Consider the following 15,567-nt stretch of genomic DNA (forward strand, 5'->3'; position numbering starts at 1 on the left):
GTCAATCGTCTTTCGCGCCGTCGATCCCGAGTTCGTGGATCTTGCGCGTGATCGTATTACGCCCAATGCCAAGCCGGATGGCTGCATCGTTCTTGCGCCCATGCGTATGCTTGAGCGCAGTCTTGATCAAGGCTGATTCGAACTGCCGGCCCAGCGCATCCATCACTTCCGGCTGACCGGAGGCCAGCATTTGCGCCGCCTCGTTCTCCAGAAGCGCGATCCAGCTTGCCTTGTCGCCCAGTCCATTGCCGCTGCTGCTCGACGGGAAGGATGATGCAAACGATGCGGCAGTTGCGGTCGCTGTTTGCATGCTGGACATTTCCGGCTGCGGTACAAAGACCTGCGGCTGCGCCATGGGGGCTGCTGGCATTGCGAGTGACGGCGTGGACATCACGCTCGTCACCGCCGGCGGCGCATACTCCTGTCCATGCGTTAACTCCGGCGGCAAGTCCTTCACTTCCACCGTCTGGCCCGGCGCCATCACGGTAATCCAGTTGCAGAGGTTTTCCAGTTGCCGCACATTGCCCGGCAAATCCAGACTGGACAGGAATTGCATCGCCGCATCCGACATGCGTTTGGCCTCGACGCCCAATTGCTTTGCGCTTTGCGCCAGAAAGTGGCGTGTCAGCAGCGGGATGTCTTCACGTCGTTCGCGCAAGCTGGGAAGGCGCAGGCGAATCACATTCAGGCGATGATACAAGTCTTCCCGGAACAAGCCTTCCTTCACGCGTAGTTCCAGATTCTGATGCGTGGCCGCGATCACGCGCACATTCGCCTTCAGCGGCTGATGACCGCCGACGCGATAGAAATGTCCGTCCGACAGCACACGGAGCAGACGCGTCTGCAAGTCGAAAGGCATGTCGCCGATTTCGTCGAGGAACAGGGTGCCGTTTTCGGCCTGTTCGAAGCGGCCGCGTCGCGTGGCCTGCGCACCGGTGAACGCGCCGCGCTCGTGGCCGAACAGTTCGGATTCCAGGAGGTCCTTCGGAATCGCTGCGGTATTCAATGCAATGTACGGCTGGCTGGCGCGCGGACTGTGCTTGTGCAGCGCGCGCGCGACCAGTTCCTTGCCGGTACCGGATTCACCTGTGATGAGCACCGTGACATTCGATTGCGACAAGCGGCCGATGGCACGAAACACGTCCTGCATCGCCGGCGCCTGACCGAGAATTTCCGGCGTATCGGTGGAGGCTTGCTCAACGCTAGACTCGCGCAAGCTCTCTTCCAGTGCACGTCGAATCAGTTCGACCGCCTTGTCGATATCAAAGGGCTTGGCGAGATATTCGAATGCACCACCTTGGAATGCGGCAACCGCGGAATCGAGGTCGGAAAACGCGGTGATCACGATGACAGGCAAGCCGGGATGCCTGGCCTTGGCCGCCTGCAGCAATTCGAGACCCGACTCGCCGGGCATGCGGATGTCCGACACGAGCACCTGGGGAACGCTGGTCTGGAGAGCATCCATCGCCTCGCGTGCGTTGGAAAAACTTCTGGTGGCGAGGTTTTCGCGGGCGAGCGCTTTTTCGAGCACCCAGCGAATCGATTCATCGTCGTCAACAATCCAGATTGGCTTCATATAGTTTTCGGCGTCTCTCTATTCCCGGGCGTGCAGGGCGTACATTAAGGCAGCGGTATCAAGATCCTGAAATCGGTGCATCCCGGACGACTTTCGCATTCGATCACTCCCATGTGCTGTTGCACGAAAGTTTGCGCCAGCGTCAACCCAAGTCCACTACCGCCATCGGTCCCGGATACCAGGGGATAAAAAATGCGGTCCTGGATCTCGGGCGGAATACCCGGACCATTGTCGATGATATGCAAGTCTAATGCCAGCCTGTAACGCACCTTCGCCAGGGTAACCTGCCGCGCCACCCGCGTCTGCAAGGTCAGCACGGCGTCGCCATTCTTGATGCGTTCGGAGAGCGCTTGCGCCGCGTTGTGCGCGATATTCAGCACGGCCTGGATCAGTTGCTCCTTATCGCCGCGAAACTCGGGAACCGACAAATCGTAATCGCGCTTGATCGTCAACCCATGCGGGAACTCCGCCACGATCAGGCTGCGCACCCGCTCGCACACCTCATGGATGTTCACGTCGCCGACGATATGCGGCCGCCGGTGCGGCGCCAGCAAGCGATCGACCAGGGTTTGCAGCCGGTCCGCTTCCTTGATGATCACCTGCGTGTATTCGCGCAGCTCTTTCGCATCCCTCTCCGGCAGCTCGAATTCGAGCAATTGCGCGGCGCCGCGGATGCCTCCCAAAGGGTTCTTGATTTCATGCGCGAGGTTGCGGATCAGCTCCTTGTTGGCCTGGCTCTGGTCCAGGAGGCGCTCTTCGCGGTCGAGCTTGAGCTGCTGCACGTTCTCGCGCAATTCGATGAGCACCGGCGTATCCGGACTGTCGAGCGCGGTGACGATCACATGCACCTGCAGCGGTTCGCGCCCAGCGCGCTCGAGCGTCAAATCGAGGCGCTTGTCGGCGAACCGATGCTGAACCGCTTCGTGGAAAACTTCGGTCAGATGCTCGCCGTTCAGGAACAATGCGTCCAGTCTCTGGTTCGCCAAGGCCCTGATCGACGTTTCGAATAAGTGTTCCGCCGCCGCATTCGCATAGGTGATGCGCCCGTCGGTGTCGAGAATGACCACCGCCGACGAGAGAAGATCCAGGCCGCCGAACAGGTTCGCAGATGTTTTCACCAGTGTTCCAAAAAATAAAGGCCGAAAAATAAAGGCCGCGTCGCGCGGCCCCGTTCATGCAAGTGTCATACCTGCCGTCTTTCCTGACTTATTTCAGGTTATTGATCTCACGCTTCAAGGCTTCGATATTTTTTTCCGTACGCTCGATATCTTCCTTCATCGCCGCGACACGTTCCTGATACTTCGCATAATTACGCTCATCGCCGTGCCGCTCGGGCTCGCCGTTATTGAACTCTTTCTTCAGGTTTGCCAGCTTCTGCTCCTCACCCTTCATTTCGTCCAGCAGGATCTGCTTGCGGTCACTGTCACGCGCCTTTTGCGTCCCGCTGTCGACCTTCGGAAAATCAGACGGTGAACTCGCCGGTTTTGAAGTTGCCTGCACCGCCGGCTTTTTCGGTGGTGCGGGAATCATTGTAATGCCCGGCAAATCGACTTTCTTGCAGCCTTTGGTCGCACCGGTATTCTTGTACTCCTTCTTTCCGTGCTCATCGACACACAAATACACATCGCTCTGCGCGTGAACATAACCTGCTGCAGCTGCCAGCAAAAGCAGCCCGGTTAACTGTCTCTTCATAATCTTTCTTTATAGAAACTCTCGAGGCGCTTACTAGTTTAGGATAAGAATCAAGGCTTTACAAACGGCACAGGTCAGATTGCTTTAACTTGCAACACTACCATCACCTCAGGATGTGAGGGTGAAATTGCATAAAAAAAGCGGGGAAAACCGAAGTCTTCCCCGCTCTCGAACCAATTCCGCCTTGCGGCGGATGGCTGATTACAGCGAGTAGTACATGTCGAACTCGATCGGATGGGTCGTCATGCGGAAGCGCTGCACTTCGGCCATCTTCAGTTCGATGTACGCGTCGATCATGGTGTCGCTGAACACGCCGCCACGGGTCAGGAACTCGCGATCCTTGTCCAGGTACTCGAGCGCTTGATCCAGAGAGGAGCAAACGGTCGGGATCAGCGCGTCTTCTTCCGGCGGCAGGTGGTACAGGTCTTTCGACGCTGCTTCGCCCGGGTGGATCTTGTTCTGCACGCCGTCCAGACCTGCCATCAGCAAGGCCGAGAAGCACAGGTACGGGTTGGACAGCGGATCCGGGAAGCGCGCTTCAACGCGGCGGCCCTTCGGATTCGCAACGTGCGGAATACGGATCGATGCGGAACGGTTGCGAGCCGAGTAAGCCAGTTTCACAGGTGCTTCGAAGCCGGGAACCAGACGCTTGTAGGAGTTGGTGCCCGGGTTAGTGATGGCGTTCAGCGCGCGAGCGTGCTTGATGATGCCGCCGATGTAGTACAGCGCGAACTCGGACAGGCCGGCATAGCCGTCGCCGGCGAACAGGTTCTGGCCATCCTTCCAGACGGATTGGTGCACGTGCATGCCCGAACCGTTGTCGCCGACCAGCGGCTTCGGCATGAAGGTCGCGGTCTTGCCATAGGTGTGCGCAACGTTCCAGATCACGTACTTCATGTTCTGGGTCCAGTCTGCGCGCTCGACCAGCGTGGAGAACTTGGTGCCGATTTCGTTCTGGCCGGCGCCCGCCACTTCATGGTGGTGCACTTCGACCGGAATGCCCATCGCTTCGAGGATCAGGCACATTTCCGAACGCATGTCCTGGAAGCTGTCGACCGGCGGAACCGGGAAATAGCCGCCCTTGATGGTCGGACGATGGCCGGTGTTGCCGCCTTCGAGTTCCTTGCCCGTGGACCAGGAGGCCTCTTCCGAGCCGATCTTCACGAAGCAGCCGGACATGTCGATCTTCCAGCGCACGTTGTCGAAGATGAAGAATTCAGGTTCCGGACCGAAGTAGGCGGTGTCGCCCAGGCCGGAGGACTTCAGATAGGCTTCAGCGCGCTTGGCGATGGAGCGCGGGTCGCGGTCATAGCCTTTTCCATCGGACGGTTCGATCACGTCGCACTGCATGAACAGCGTGGTCTCTTCCATGAACGGATCGATGTTCGCCGTATTCGGATCCGGCATCAGGAGCATGTCGGACGCTTCAATACCCTTCCAGCCGGCGATCGAGGAGCCGTCGAAAGCATGACCGGACTCGAACTTGTCCATGCCAAATTGCGAAACCGGAACGGTAACGTGCTGCTCTTTGCCTCGGGTGTCAGCAAAACGAAAATCAACGAACTTGACTTCGTTGTCTTTCGCCATCTTCAGGACGTCTGCGGCCGTCATTGCCATGCGAATCTCCTAATGTGAGAAAGTGGTACGGAATGTAATGAAATTGGTTTGAGCGACTGTCTTGGCCGTATCACGGTGAAACGCAAAACATGCCGAAGTGCGACCAGAACTCAACCGGCAATGATAGCAGATTCCATGCCACCAATTTGAGAAATAGCAAATGCCCCGCAGTCCGTGAATGCACGGGAATTCGTGGAAATAATGCGCATTTGAAACGCATTTACGGCCAGAAGATAGCCCGCGGAAAATCACCAAGTTGGTGCAAACATTCAGACGCGCACCTTAATAGTGCATTTTGTTCATTCTACATCTGCTTTTGCACCGTTTTTGCGCACACCCAATTCGACAACTGTCAACGATGCGACGCCGCGATAAAATAGCAAAAGCCCAATTTCGGAAGACAAATGATCATGGATATCCTTGCGACGGCACGCCAGCGCGGCCAGGAAAAACAGCTGCCTTATGCCGGTGCAGTTACGCCGGCAGAGGCTAATACCTTGCTTCAGCAGAACCGCGCAGCGAAGCTGATTGACGTTCGTACCGACGCCGAGCGCGACTGGGTGGGCCGCGTGACAGTTCCGGATTCGCAGCATGCCGCTGTCCAGTGGAGTGTCTACCCCGGCGGCACGCCGAATCCTGATTTCCTCGAGCAGCTCGGGCAAGCCGCCTCGAAGGACGATATCCTGCTATTCCTGTGCCGATCCGGCGTCCGCTCCCGCCACGCCGCGAAACTGGCAACGGAACACGGTTATCAGAACTGTTTCGACATTCTGGAGGGCTTCGAAGGCGACAAGGACGCCGAGGGCCACCGCAAGACGGTGGGCGGCTGGTGCAAGGCAGGTTTGCCCTGGGTCGGCGCGTAAGATCGCCCCCCTCTGTCCGGATTATTCCGGCTTGATCAATCCCGCTATGCGCCGCCGCACGAAGTTGATGTGGCTGCGCAGCCCGTACAATTCATCGGCGAACGACAAGGGAATCGATATGCGGTTCACCCGCTCCTCGATATCGTTCAAACGCTCCAGCTGCGTCCGATACACATCGGCTTGCCGTTCCTGAGGAACATCCTCGATCGCCTGCTCCACAGCGCGCAGCTGGCCGTACCAGCGATACACGCGCGAGCGTACCTTCCAGACATACAGAGGCGGGATGATCCGCGACAGCGGCAGAATCAGCGCACCCAACGCAACCACGACCACCCACATCCGTTCCAGCAGATTGGCAACCCAGAACGGAAGATAACGCTGCAGCAGCGGCGCGCCATTCTTGTAAAACTTTTGGGCGGCCGGCGAAACCGCAATCTCGGTATAGCTCGCCGTCGGGAACTCGTCCTTCCTGTGAAACCATCCCGCATCACCGTGGATATCCGATGCCGCCTGTACGAACAAATCGATCAGCGCCGGATGCAGGTCATCGCGTGCGACGAGTGTGGCAGTCGGCGCAATCAGGTGATAGTCCTTGGCCGGGATATCCCTTCCAAGGTCCACGATTCCGCGCGGCAGAACCACATGCGACAAGAACGGAAAGCGCCGTGTATACGCCTCGGCCTGAACGAAATCGAACAGCTTGATGCCGGGTGTCTGCAGCAGCATCTGGATCAGGGGCGCGTCAGGCGCGGAACTGAATACCAGGCCATCAATGCGCCCCGCCAGCAGCTCCACCGTCGCCGGCGTGTTTTCCAGCGCGCTCAGCCGCAGATCGGTCGGCTCCACGCCGTTGACCGACAGGATTTCCTTGAACAGCTTCGGCACGCCGGTGCCCTCAGGCCCGACATTGATTTTCAGCCCCTTGAGCTGCGTGAGCTGGCTGACATGCTTCGCATCACGCAGGAATAGCCACACGGGCTCGGTGAAGAGGCTTCCCAGCGAAACCAGGCCTTTACGTTCGGCCTCCTCCTGTTGTGTTGATCCGCTCTGGACAAACGCGATGTCGACGCCGGACGAATCATCCTTCAAACGCTGCAGGTTTTCCTGCGAACCGAGTGATGGTTTCAGATCGACGCGAATTCCCGCCTTCGCGAGTGCTGCGACATACTTCTTTCCGAATGCCTCATAGGCGCTGTTCTCCTGGCCCGTCGACAGTGTCACATGGTCCGGCGGGGACGGATCGACCCACCAATACGCGAGAAAGCAGGTCAGCACGATTGCAATCGCCGCCGGGCCAGCCGCGACCAGAAAATCGCGCAGCGAGAATTTGCTGAACTTGAGAATCTTTGGCATGTATGTCCCGATAGAAATCATGGGACACACCATGCCAAGAAATGCCCGGCAGCGCAAGGGCCGGATCGCTCTCGACCATCCTTAATGGCGGAGCAAGGAAAGCGATGATCCGGCGCTCCGGAAGAGGTGCCGGCTCATCCAACTGCCTGTCGCTCAACGGGAATTGCTCATTGCCGCGGACTGAGTAGCGGCGCGCGCGGGAAGCGCACGACGCCTGCCGCACGCCACCGCGTCCTCGGAAAGAAAGTGTGCGGCGATCGAAAACCAGTCCTCAATGGAGAACAAACGACGCGCCAGCGGCAGCAACTCTTTCTCCTCCCGGTCGAGGCGCGTGACGATCTTGTCGCAATACGACTCCATCGCATGGATGACTTCATTCACCTTGATGCTGCCGAGGTCATATGCCCCCGCCAGTTGATCGCCGGCGGAGCGCAGGAAGCAGGCTGCCTTTGCACTCAATGCATCAAGCTCGCCGATCAACGCATCGGCTTCGTCGGAGACGGTGCGGATCGCAGGAATCAGATACAGCTCGATCTTGCGATTGCGACAGAACTTGTCAAACTGCATCAGCTTGTTGAATGCGGTTTCCAGAAAGGCAAAATCGAAACTCTGCAAGCCGCGCCATGCTGATTGGAAACAATGTCGCAATCGACTCAACATGCGTCGGGCCTTATCCTGTTCAGCGGCGATAGCGACGAGCGAATAGGTGGCAGTTAGCATGGGCACTCCTTGATCTTGTAACTGCTGAACAAACGATTCAGATTTGTCGGAATCCGATCGCTGCACTACGGCTGCACTACGAAAACCGGGGAAGAGGTGGGTTGAAAACGCGTTGCCAGAGTATAGGCCGAACCGTTTTTGCTCCATTGAGATTTCTCAAACAGCACTTGAAAGTGCGGCGATTGACAAACCTATTGCCCCTAACATGCACCTATCTGCGGCGAAAGCGCAACGGATTTGAACAGTCGTCCAGACGGACGGACGCGAGTGCTGGAAGGGAGAAGAGAAGATCTTGCCGGGAATCAGTTGCCGTCACACGAAGACAGCCTGATTCCCGGAGGCGGAAAAGATATGAAATGCGAACGACTCAGGTGCCGCTACGCAAGCTTGACCGCATGCTCGCGTGTCGCATGGAAAGTCAGTTGCGGCCAGCGCTCCTGCGTCAGCTTGAGATTGACACCCGAGGTCGCGAGATAAGCCATGTTGCCGGCGGCATCAAAAGCAATATTGCTCCCAGCCGAAGACTTCTCGAAGTCGGCCAGCGCTTTCTTGTCTTCGCTGGTTATCCAGCGCGCGCTGCTGATACTGGTGCCTTCAAATACCGCATCCACCCCATATTCATTCAACAGGCGGCTTGCCACGACTTCGAACTGCAGCACGCCCACTGCACCGAGAATCAAGTCGCCACCATGGACCGGCTTGAAAACCTGCACGGCGCCCTCTTCGCCCAACTGCTGCAGCCCCTTGTGCAATTGCTTGATCTTCAAGGGATTGCGAATGCGCACCGAACGGAAAAAGTCCGGCGCGAAATACGGAATGCCGGTGAACTGCAACATTTCTCCTTCGGAAAAGCTGTCGCCGATCTGCATGTTGCCATGGTTGGGCAAACCGATGATGTCGCCGGCGTAGGCCTCCTCGACCTGCTCGCGGCTGGACGCCATGAAGGTGACAACGCTGGATACCTTGATCTCGCGATTCAGTCGCAAGTGCTTGATCTTCATGCCACGCTCGAAACGTCCGGAGCAGACGCGCAGGAAGGCAATGCGGTCGCGATGGGCCGGATCCATGTTGGCCTGAATCTTGAACACGAAACCGGAGAATGGCGCCTCGGTCGGTTCTACGGAACGCACGGTCGCATCTCGCGGACGAGGCGCCGGCGCCCAGTCAAGCAAGGCATTGAGAATTTCGCGAACGCCGAAATTGTTGATCGCCGAGCCAAAGAAGACCGGCGTCTGCGTTCCCGCCAGGAATGCATCGAGATCGAACGGATGCGAGGCGCCATGCACCAGCTCAACCTCGTTCTTCAACTGTTCGATTTCCAGAGGGAACATCTCGACAAGACGTGGATTGTCGATGCCCTTGATGACCTCGAATTCCTGGTCAGCGCGCTCTTCGCCCGCCTTGAACAGCAGGATTTCATCGCGCAGCAGGTGATACACGCCACGGAAATTCTTGCCCATGCCGATCGGCCAGGTGACCGGCGCGCACTGGATCTTCAGCACCGATTCGACCTCATCGAGCAACTCGAGCGGATCGCGGGTTTCGCGGTCCATCTTGTTCATGAAGGTCAGGATCGGCGTGGCGCGCATGCGGCACACGTTCAGCAGCTTGATGGTCTGTTCTTCCACGCCCTTTGCCGCGTCGATCACCATCAAGGCCGAGTCGACCGCGGTCAACACGCGATAGGTGTCTTCGGAAAAATCCTGGTGGCCCGGCGTGTCGAGCAGGTTGACCACGTGATCGCGATATTCGAACTGCATCACGGAGCTGGCGACCGAAATGCCGCGCTGCTTTTCGATCTCCATCCAGTCCGATGTCGCGTGGCGGCCGCTCTTGCGCGCCTTGACGGTGCCGGCGAGCTGAATCGCGCCTGAGAACAACAGCAGTTTTTCAGTCAGCGTGGTTTTACCCGCGTCCGGGTGAGAGATGATGCCAAAGGTGCGACGGCGCGCCACCTCGCGGGCAATCAGCTCGGTCGGGACTTTGCGGGATTCGGGGGCGGCGTCGAGCGTATCGGTCGACGGTAAATCTGGTGCGGAGGCCATGTTGCGCCTTTAAAAGGGGTCAAGTTTACTGACTGCCGGAGGGGATGTCTAATTCCTTCCAGCCGTCTTTGGAGAGTTCAGAGCTTGATGAAATGCTCACGGTAATAGCGCAGCTCTTCGATGGATTCAACGATGTCGGCCAGTGCTGTGTGCTTCTGATGTTTCTTGAAACCTGTCGCGATGCTCGGCTTCCAACGCTTGCACAGCTCCTTCAGCGTCGAAACATCAAGATTGCGGTAATGGAAGAACGCCTCCAGCTTCGGCATCCCGCGCGCCATGAAGCGACGATCCTGGCAAATGGAATTTCCGCACATCGGCGATTTGCCACTGGGCACAAAATGCTTCAGAAAATCGATCAATGCCTTTTCCGCATCGGCTTCGCTGATGGTCGAAGCCTTCACGCGGTCGATCAAGCCCGAACGGCCGTGCGTACCCTTGTTCCATGCATCCATGCGGTCCAGCACTGCATCCGGTTGGTGAATCGCAAAAACGGGGCCTTCGGCCAGGACATTCAATTCCGAGTCGGTGACCACGACCGCGACTTCGATGATGCGATCGTTATCCGGATCCAAGCCTGTCATTTCCATATCGACCCAGACAAGATTGAATTCGTTCGGACGGGCTGGCACGTTGATTGGAGTTTGTGATTCGGTAGCTTGTGACATAATTGTTTTCCTCAAAGAGCCCGCCATTTTCTCACAGGCATAGCATGTCTTCACTCGCGTTTTCAGTATTGTTTGTCACTTTTCTCGTTGTTACCCTGGCGGTTCGCTTCTGGCTCAGCTCGCGGCACATTCGTCATGTGCTTGCCCACCGCAACGCCGTTCCAGCGGAATTCGCGGAAAAGATTCCATTGTATGCCCATCAAAAGGCCGCCGATTATACCGTCGCGAAGACCAAGCTCGGATTGCTGACGATGCTCGTCAACGCAGCCGTGCTGATCGGATTCACCTTGCTCGGCGGATTGCAGGCGCTGTCGGTCAGCTTGTTCAAATTGCTCGGCTCCAGCATGGTGTATCAGCTCGCGTTGCTTGCCTCGTTTGCATTCATTACGGCGGTCATCGACCTTCCCTTCGACTACTACAAGCAGTTTGTCCTGGAAGCGAAGTTCGGCTTCAACAAGATGAGCTTGCGCCTGTTCATCACCGATCTGATGAAAAATACCCTGGTCGGCATCGTGATCGGCTTGCCCCTGACCTGGGTCATCCTTAGCCTGATGGAAAAATCTGGCACGCTGTGGTGGTTTTATGCATGGATCGTATGGAGCGGATTCCAGTTGCTGATGCTGGTGCTCTACCCGACAGTCATCGCGCCACTGTTCAACAAATTCACGCCGCTGCAGGATGAAAACCTGCGCGCCAGGATCGAAAGCCTGATGCAACGCGTCGGCTTCGCTTCCAAGGGATTGTTCGTGATGGACGGATCCAAGCGCAGCGCGCATGGCAATGCCTATTTCTCCGGCTTTGGGGCAGCAAAGCGCATCGTGTTTTTCGACACCCTGCTGGCTCGCCTCGGTCCGCAGGAAATCGAAGCCGTACTTGCACATGAACTGGGCCATTTCAAGCTCAAGCACGTCATCAAGCGTATTGCAGTGATGTTCCTGCTGTCGCTCGGCTTCCTTGCCTTGCTTGGCTATCTGAAAACGCAAACCTGGTTCTTCACCGGCCTGGGCGTCGATCCGCTCCTGATCGGCACCAACGACGCGATGGCGCTGATCCTGTTCATGCTGGTGCTCCCGGTATTCACTTTCCTGTTCTCGCCGCTGATCTCGATCACGTCGCGCAAACACGAGTTCGAGGCCGATGCATTCGCCGCGAGATATACCAATGCACAGGAGCTGGTGTCGGCGCTGGTGAAGTTGTATGAAGATAACGCATCAACCTTGACGCCGGATCCGCTGCATTCCGCATTCTATGATTCGCATCCACCGGCCGCGGTGCGCATTCAGCAGTTGCTTGCCCACCGATGATGCCGACTACAAAAAGGACAACTATGGTCACTACCGCAGAGCTGCTCAAGAAAACCTGCCGGCATCTGGACGCTGGATTAAACGATGCCGAGATCAAGGAATACCTTGTTGCCGTCGACGGCTGGTCGCTGCAGGACGGCAAAATCATCAAGACGTTCAGCTTCAAGAATTACTACGAGACACTGGCTTTCGTAAACGCGATTGCCTATGTCATTCATGCCGAAGACCACCATCCCGAACTGGTCGTGACCTACAACCGCTGCACCGTGAAGTTCGACACGCACTCGGTCAATGGCGGTCGCGGCGGCATTTCGGAAAACGACTTCATATGCGCTGCCAAGGTGGACGCGATTTTTCAGCAAGCCGCGCATTAAGCGATGAGCGAGAAAATCGGCATCATCGGCACCGTTATTGCGGCCCATGGGCGGCATTATCTTGTACAAGTCGGCGAAAGCAGACTGCAATGCGTTACTCGCGGCAAGAAGAGCGATGTTGCGGTCGGCGATATCGTCAAACTGAAGCAGACTTCGCCCGACCAGGCGGTAATCGAATCGATCAATGAGCGCAAGACACTGCTCTATCGTTCGGATCAATTCAAATCGAAACTGCTCGCAGCCAACGTCACGCAACTCTTCATCGTAGTCGCCACCGAACCGGGGTTTTCGGATGACCTGGTATCGCGCGCATTGATTGCCGCCGAAGCGGCGGGTATCAAGACACATATCATCCTGAACAAGATCGACATCACCGAATCCTTGCCCAAGACACGCGAGCGGCTGTCGCTTTATTCCAGGCTGGACTATCCGGTCCATGAAGTGTCTGCACGCAGCATGCCTGAGGAAACCTGCGAAATCCTCAAACCCATGCTCAGCGGCCATTCCACCATCCTGATCGGCCAGTCAGGCATGGGCAAGTCCTCGCTGATCAACCTTTTGGTGCCGGATGCCGAGCTCGCCACACGGGAAATCTCGGCCGCTCTCGATTCCGGCAAGCACACGACGACCTTTACCCGCCTGTTTGCCCTTGACGCCGAGAGCGCCATCATCGACTCGCCCGGTTTTCAGGAATTCGGCTTGTACCACTTGAGCGAAGGCATGCTGGAACGCGCATTCAGGGAGTTTCGCCCGCACCTGGGAAATTGCAAGTTCTACAACTGCCACCACCTGAACGAACCGGGATGCGCCGTGCTTGCCGCAGTCAGCTCCGGTGAAATCTCGCCCATGCGGCACGCCCTCTACCAGCAGCTCGTGCACGAATCCTCGCAGAAACTCTATTGATGCTGGCCAGAAGCTATGAGAACAGCTTGGCGATAGTTATCTTTTTCAGAAAAAATCCCTTATAATTGAACAAGTTACAAACGTTCGGCGGCAGGCGCCAACTTGCCGCCGTTTTCATTTATGGCGATCAAACACTTCCTGCAGTTTTCTGACTTTACACTTGATGAGTTCGAGTACTTGATCGAACGCAGTCGAATCATCAAGCGAAAGTTCAAGAATTACGAAACCTATCATCCGCTGCTCGACCGCACGCTGGTGATGGTGTTCGAAAAGAATTCCACGCGCACCCGCCTGTCCTTCGAAGCGGGCATGCATCAGCTCGGCGGTGCCGCGATCTACCTCAATACCCGCGACAGCCAGCTCGGTCGCGGCGAGCCGGTGGAAGATGCGGCGCAGGTCATGTCCCGTATGTGCGACATCATCATGATCCGCACCTTCGGGCAAGAGATCATCGAGCGTTTCGCGAAGCATTCGCGCGTCCCTGTCATCAACGGCCTGACCAATGAACATCATCCCTGCCAGGTGCTGGCCGATGTGTTCACTTACATCGAACATCGCGGCTCGATCGCGGGCAAGACGGTGGCATGGATCGGCGACGCCAACAACATGCTCTATTCCTGGCTGCAGGCGGCGCAGGTGTTCGGCTTCCACGTCAACGTATCGACGCCGAAGCGCTACGAGATCGATCCGTCTCTCGTTGCAGCGGATAACAAGAACTACACGACTTTCGTCAATCCGGCCGACGCCTGTGACGGCGCAGACCTCGTCACGACGGACGTGTGGACCAGCATGGGCTATGAGGAGGAAAATGCCGCTCGTCTGAAGGCATTCCACGGCTGGATCGTGGATAGCGAAAAGATGAAGCGTGCACATCCGGATGCGCTGTTCATGCACTGCCTGCCGGCGCATCGCGGTGAGGAAGTCTCCGCCGAGGTCATCGACGGCCCGCAGTCGGTCGTGTGGGACGAGGCCGAAAACCGTCTGCACGTCCAGAAGGCGCTGCTTGAATACCTGGTCTTGGGCAAGCTCGATTAATCAGTCAGGTATCGCCCGGTTCCTCGGCGTCTTACCCACATTCACAATTTCAGCAAGCGAAGCAGAAATCATGTCAACCATACTCCAGTCCGTTCCCGTCAACCAAAAAGTGGGCATCGCCTTTTCCGGCGGCCTTGACACCAGTGCAGCACTGCACTGGATGCGCCAGAAAGGCGCGATCCCGTACGCATACACCGCGAACCTGGGCCAGCCCGACGAACCCGACTACGACGCGATCCCGAAAAAAGCCAAGCTGTACGGCGCCGAACAGGCACGCCTGATCGATTGCCGCGAACAACTGGTTGCAGAAGGCATCGCCGCACTGCAAAGCGGTGCCTTCCACATTTCCACCGCAGGCGTCACCTACTTCAACACGACGCCGCTGGGCCGCGCAGTCACCGGCACGATGCTGGTTGCCGCGATGCAGGAAGACCAGGTCGACATCTGGGGCGATGGCAGCACGTTCAAGGGCAACGACATCGAACGCTTCTATCGCTACGGCTTGCTGGTGAATCCGGCCTTGCGTATCTACAAGCCCTGGCTCGATGACCGCTTCATCCAGGAACTCGGCGGCCGCAAGGAAATGTCAGAGTTTCTGATCAAGTCCGGCTTCGACTACAAGATGTCGGTCGAGAAGGCCTATTCGACGGACTCGAACATGCTGGGCGCGACGCATGAAGCGAAAGATCTTGAACACCTGAACAGCGGAATGAAGATTGTCGAGCCGATCATGGGCGTAGCATTCTGGCGCGATGACGTCGAGGTCAAGCGCGAGGAAGTCAGCGTCCGTTTCGAGGAAGGACGTCCGGTCGCATTGAACGGTATCGTCTATTCGAACCCGGTCGATCTGCTGATGGAAGCGAACCGCATCGGCGGCCGCCACGGGCTCGGCATGAGCGACCAGATCGAAAACCGCATCATCGAAGCGAAGAGCCGCGGCATCTACGAAGCTCCGGGACTGGCGCTATTGTTCATCGCCTATGAACGTCTGGTTACCGGCATTCACAACGAAGACACGATCGAGCAATACCGCGACAACGGCCGCAAGCTCGGACGCCTGCTGTACCAGGGCCGCTGGTTCGATCCGCAAGCAATCATGCTGCGCGAAGCGTCACAGCGCTGGGTCGCGCGCGCAATCACCGGCGAAGTCACGCTGGAACTGCGCCGCGGCAACGACTACTCGATCCTGAATACCGAATCGGCCAACCTGACCTACAAGCCGGAACGGCTGACGATGGAAAAAGGCGAAGGCGCATTCACGCCGCAAGACCGTATCGGACAACTGACGATGCGTAACCTGGACATTACCGACACGCGCGAAAAACTTGGCATCTACGGCAAAGCCGGCTTGCTGACCGCAAATCCGTCGGTTGCGCTGCCGCGCCTGGGCAAGAGCAGCGACGAATAATCAAGAACATCA

The 15,567-nt window shown here is 57.4% G+C and carries 14 protein-coding genes; 6 read left to right on the forward strand and 8 right to left on the reverse strand.

What is annotated here, in order from left to right; all coding sequences use genetic code 11:
- Position 1: 1 nt before the first annotated feature.
- The 4 genes from ntrC to glnA form a co-directional block, all read right to left on the reverse strand.
- The gene (gene ntrC, locus E6W33_RS21620; protein ID WP_136419443.1) at positions 2 to 1,576 is read right to left on the reverse strand and encodes a nitrogen regulation protein NR(I); all 1,575 of its coding nucleotides are present in this window, start codon (positions 1,574 to 1,576) and stop codon (positions 2 to 4) included.
- Between the two features lie 44 nt (positions 1,577 to 1,620).
- Positions 1,621 to 2,694: a nitrogen regulation protein NR(II) gene (gene glnL / locus E6W33_RS21625; protein WP_136419444.1), complete on the reverse strand. Its 1,074-nt coding sequence runs from the start codon at positions 2,692 to 2,694 to the stop codon at positions 1,621 to 1,623.
- Between the two features lie 88 nt (positions 2,695 to 2,782).
- Positions 2,783 to 3,268 (reverse strand): DUF4124 domain-containing protein, encoded by a 486-nt coding sequence (locus E6W33_RS21630; RefSeq protein ID WP_136419445.1) that lies wholly within the window; start codon positions 3,266 to 3,268, stop codon positions 2,783 to 2,785.
- Positions 3,269 to 3,469: 201 nt separating this feature from the next.
- Positions 3,470 to 4,885, reverse strand: coding sequence for a type I glutamate--ammonia ligase (glnA, locus tag E6W33_RS21635; RefSeq protein WP_136419446.1), 1,416 nt, complete (start codon positions 4,883 to 4,885; stop codon positions 3,470 to 3,472).
- Positions 4,886 to 5,289: 404 nt separating this feature from the next.
- On the opposite strand from glnA, the gene E6W33_RS21640 reads away from it, so the two are divergent.
- Entirely contained in the window at positions 5,290 to 5,748 is a 459-nt protein-coding gene (locus E6W33_RS21640) for a rhodanese-like domain-containing protein (RefSeq protein WP_136419447.1), read from the forward strand.
- A gap of 21 nt (positions 5,749 to 5,769) precedes the next feature.
- Here the strand turns inward: E6W33_RS21640 and E6W33_RS21645 are convergent, their stop codons facing one another.
- The 4 genes from E6W33_RS21645 to orn form a co-directional block, all read right to left on the reverse strand.
- Positions 5,770 to 7,101: a TAXI family TRAP transporter solute-binding subunit gene (locus E6W33_RS21645; RefSeq protein WP_136419448.1), complete on the reverse strand. Its 1,332-nt coding sequence runs from the start codon at positions 7,099 to 7,101 to the stop codon at positions 5,770 to 5,772.
- Between the two features lie 153 nt (positions 7,102 to 7,254).
- Positions 7,255 to 7,968: a hypothetical protein gene (locus E6W33_RS21650; RefSeq protein ID WP_136419449.1), complete on the reverse strand. Its 714-nt coding sequence runs from the start codon at positions 7,966 to 7,968 to the stop codon at positions 7,255 to 7,257.
- Positions 7,969 to 8,198: 230 nt separating this feature from the next.
- Positions 8,199 to 9,866: a peptide chain release factor 3 gene (locus E6W33_RS21655; RefSeq protein ID WP_136419450.1), complete on the reverse strand. Its 1,668-nt coding sequence runs from the start codon at positions 9,864 to 9,866 to the stop codon at positions 8,199 to 8,201.
- A gap of 77 nt (positions 9,867 to 9,943) precedes the next feature.
- On the reverse strand, positions 9,944 to 10,531 hold the full coding sequence (gene orn, locus E6W33_RS21660) for an oligoribonuclease (RefSeq protein WP_136419451.1): 588 nt from the start codon (positions 10,529 to 10,531) through the stop codon (positions 9,944 to 9,946).
- 44 nt (positions 10,532 to 10,575) lie between these two features.
- Here orn and E6W33_RS21665 point away from each other — a divergent pair, with 44 nt between their 5' ends.
- The 5 genes from E6W33_RS21665 (at position 10,576) to argG (ending at position 15,555) form a co-directional block, all read left to right on the forward strand.
- Positions 10,576 to 11,835, forward strand: a complete 1,260-nt coding sequence (locus E6W33_RS21665; RefSeq protein WP_136419452.1) for a M48 family metallopeptidase — start codon at positions 10,576 to 10,578, stop codon at positions 11,833 to 11,835.
- 23 nt (positions 11,836 to 11,858) lie between these two features.
- Complete coding sequence (locus tag E6W33_RS21670; RefSeq protein WP_136419453.1) at positions 11,859 to 12,209, forward strand: 4a-hydroxytetrahydrobiopterin dehydratase; 351 nt, start codon at positions 11,859 to 11,861, stop codon at positions 12,207 to 12,209.
- Positions 12,210 to 12,212: 3 nt separating this feature from the next.
- Positions 12,213 to 13,112: a ribosome small subunit-dependent GTPase A gene (gene rsgA / locus E6W33_RS21675; RefSeq protein WP_136419454.1), complete on the forward strand. Its 900-nt coding sequence runs from the start codon at positions 12,213 to 12,215 to the stop codon at positions 13,110 to 13,112.
- 120 nt (positions 13,113 to 13,232) lie between these two features.
- On the forward strand, positions 13,233 to 14,147 hold the full coding sequence (gene argF / locus E6W33_RS21680; RefSeq protein ID WP_136419455.1) for an ornithine carbamoyltransferase: 915 nt from the start codon (positions 13,233 to 13,235) through the stop codon (positions 14,145 to 14,147).
- Between the two features lie 70 nt (positions 14,148 to 14,217).
- Positions 14,218 to 15,555 carry an argininosuccinate synthase gene (gene argG, locus E6W33_RS21685; protein WP_136419456.1) on the forward strand — a complete coding sequence of 446 codons (1,338 nt, stop codon included), beginning with the start codon at positions 14,218 to 14,220 and terminating at the stop codon, positions 15,553 to 15,555.
- Positions 15,556 to 15,567 lie beyond the last annotated feature (12 nt).

The sequence above is a fragment of the Herbaspirillum sp. ST 5-3 genome, assembly GCF_004804275.1.
In the GTDB taxonomy this organism is placed as follows: domain Bacteria; phylum Pseudomonadota; class Gammaproteobacteria; order Burkholderiales; family Burkholderiaceae_D; genus Noviherbaspirillum.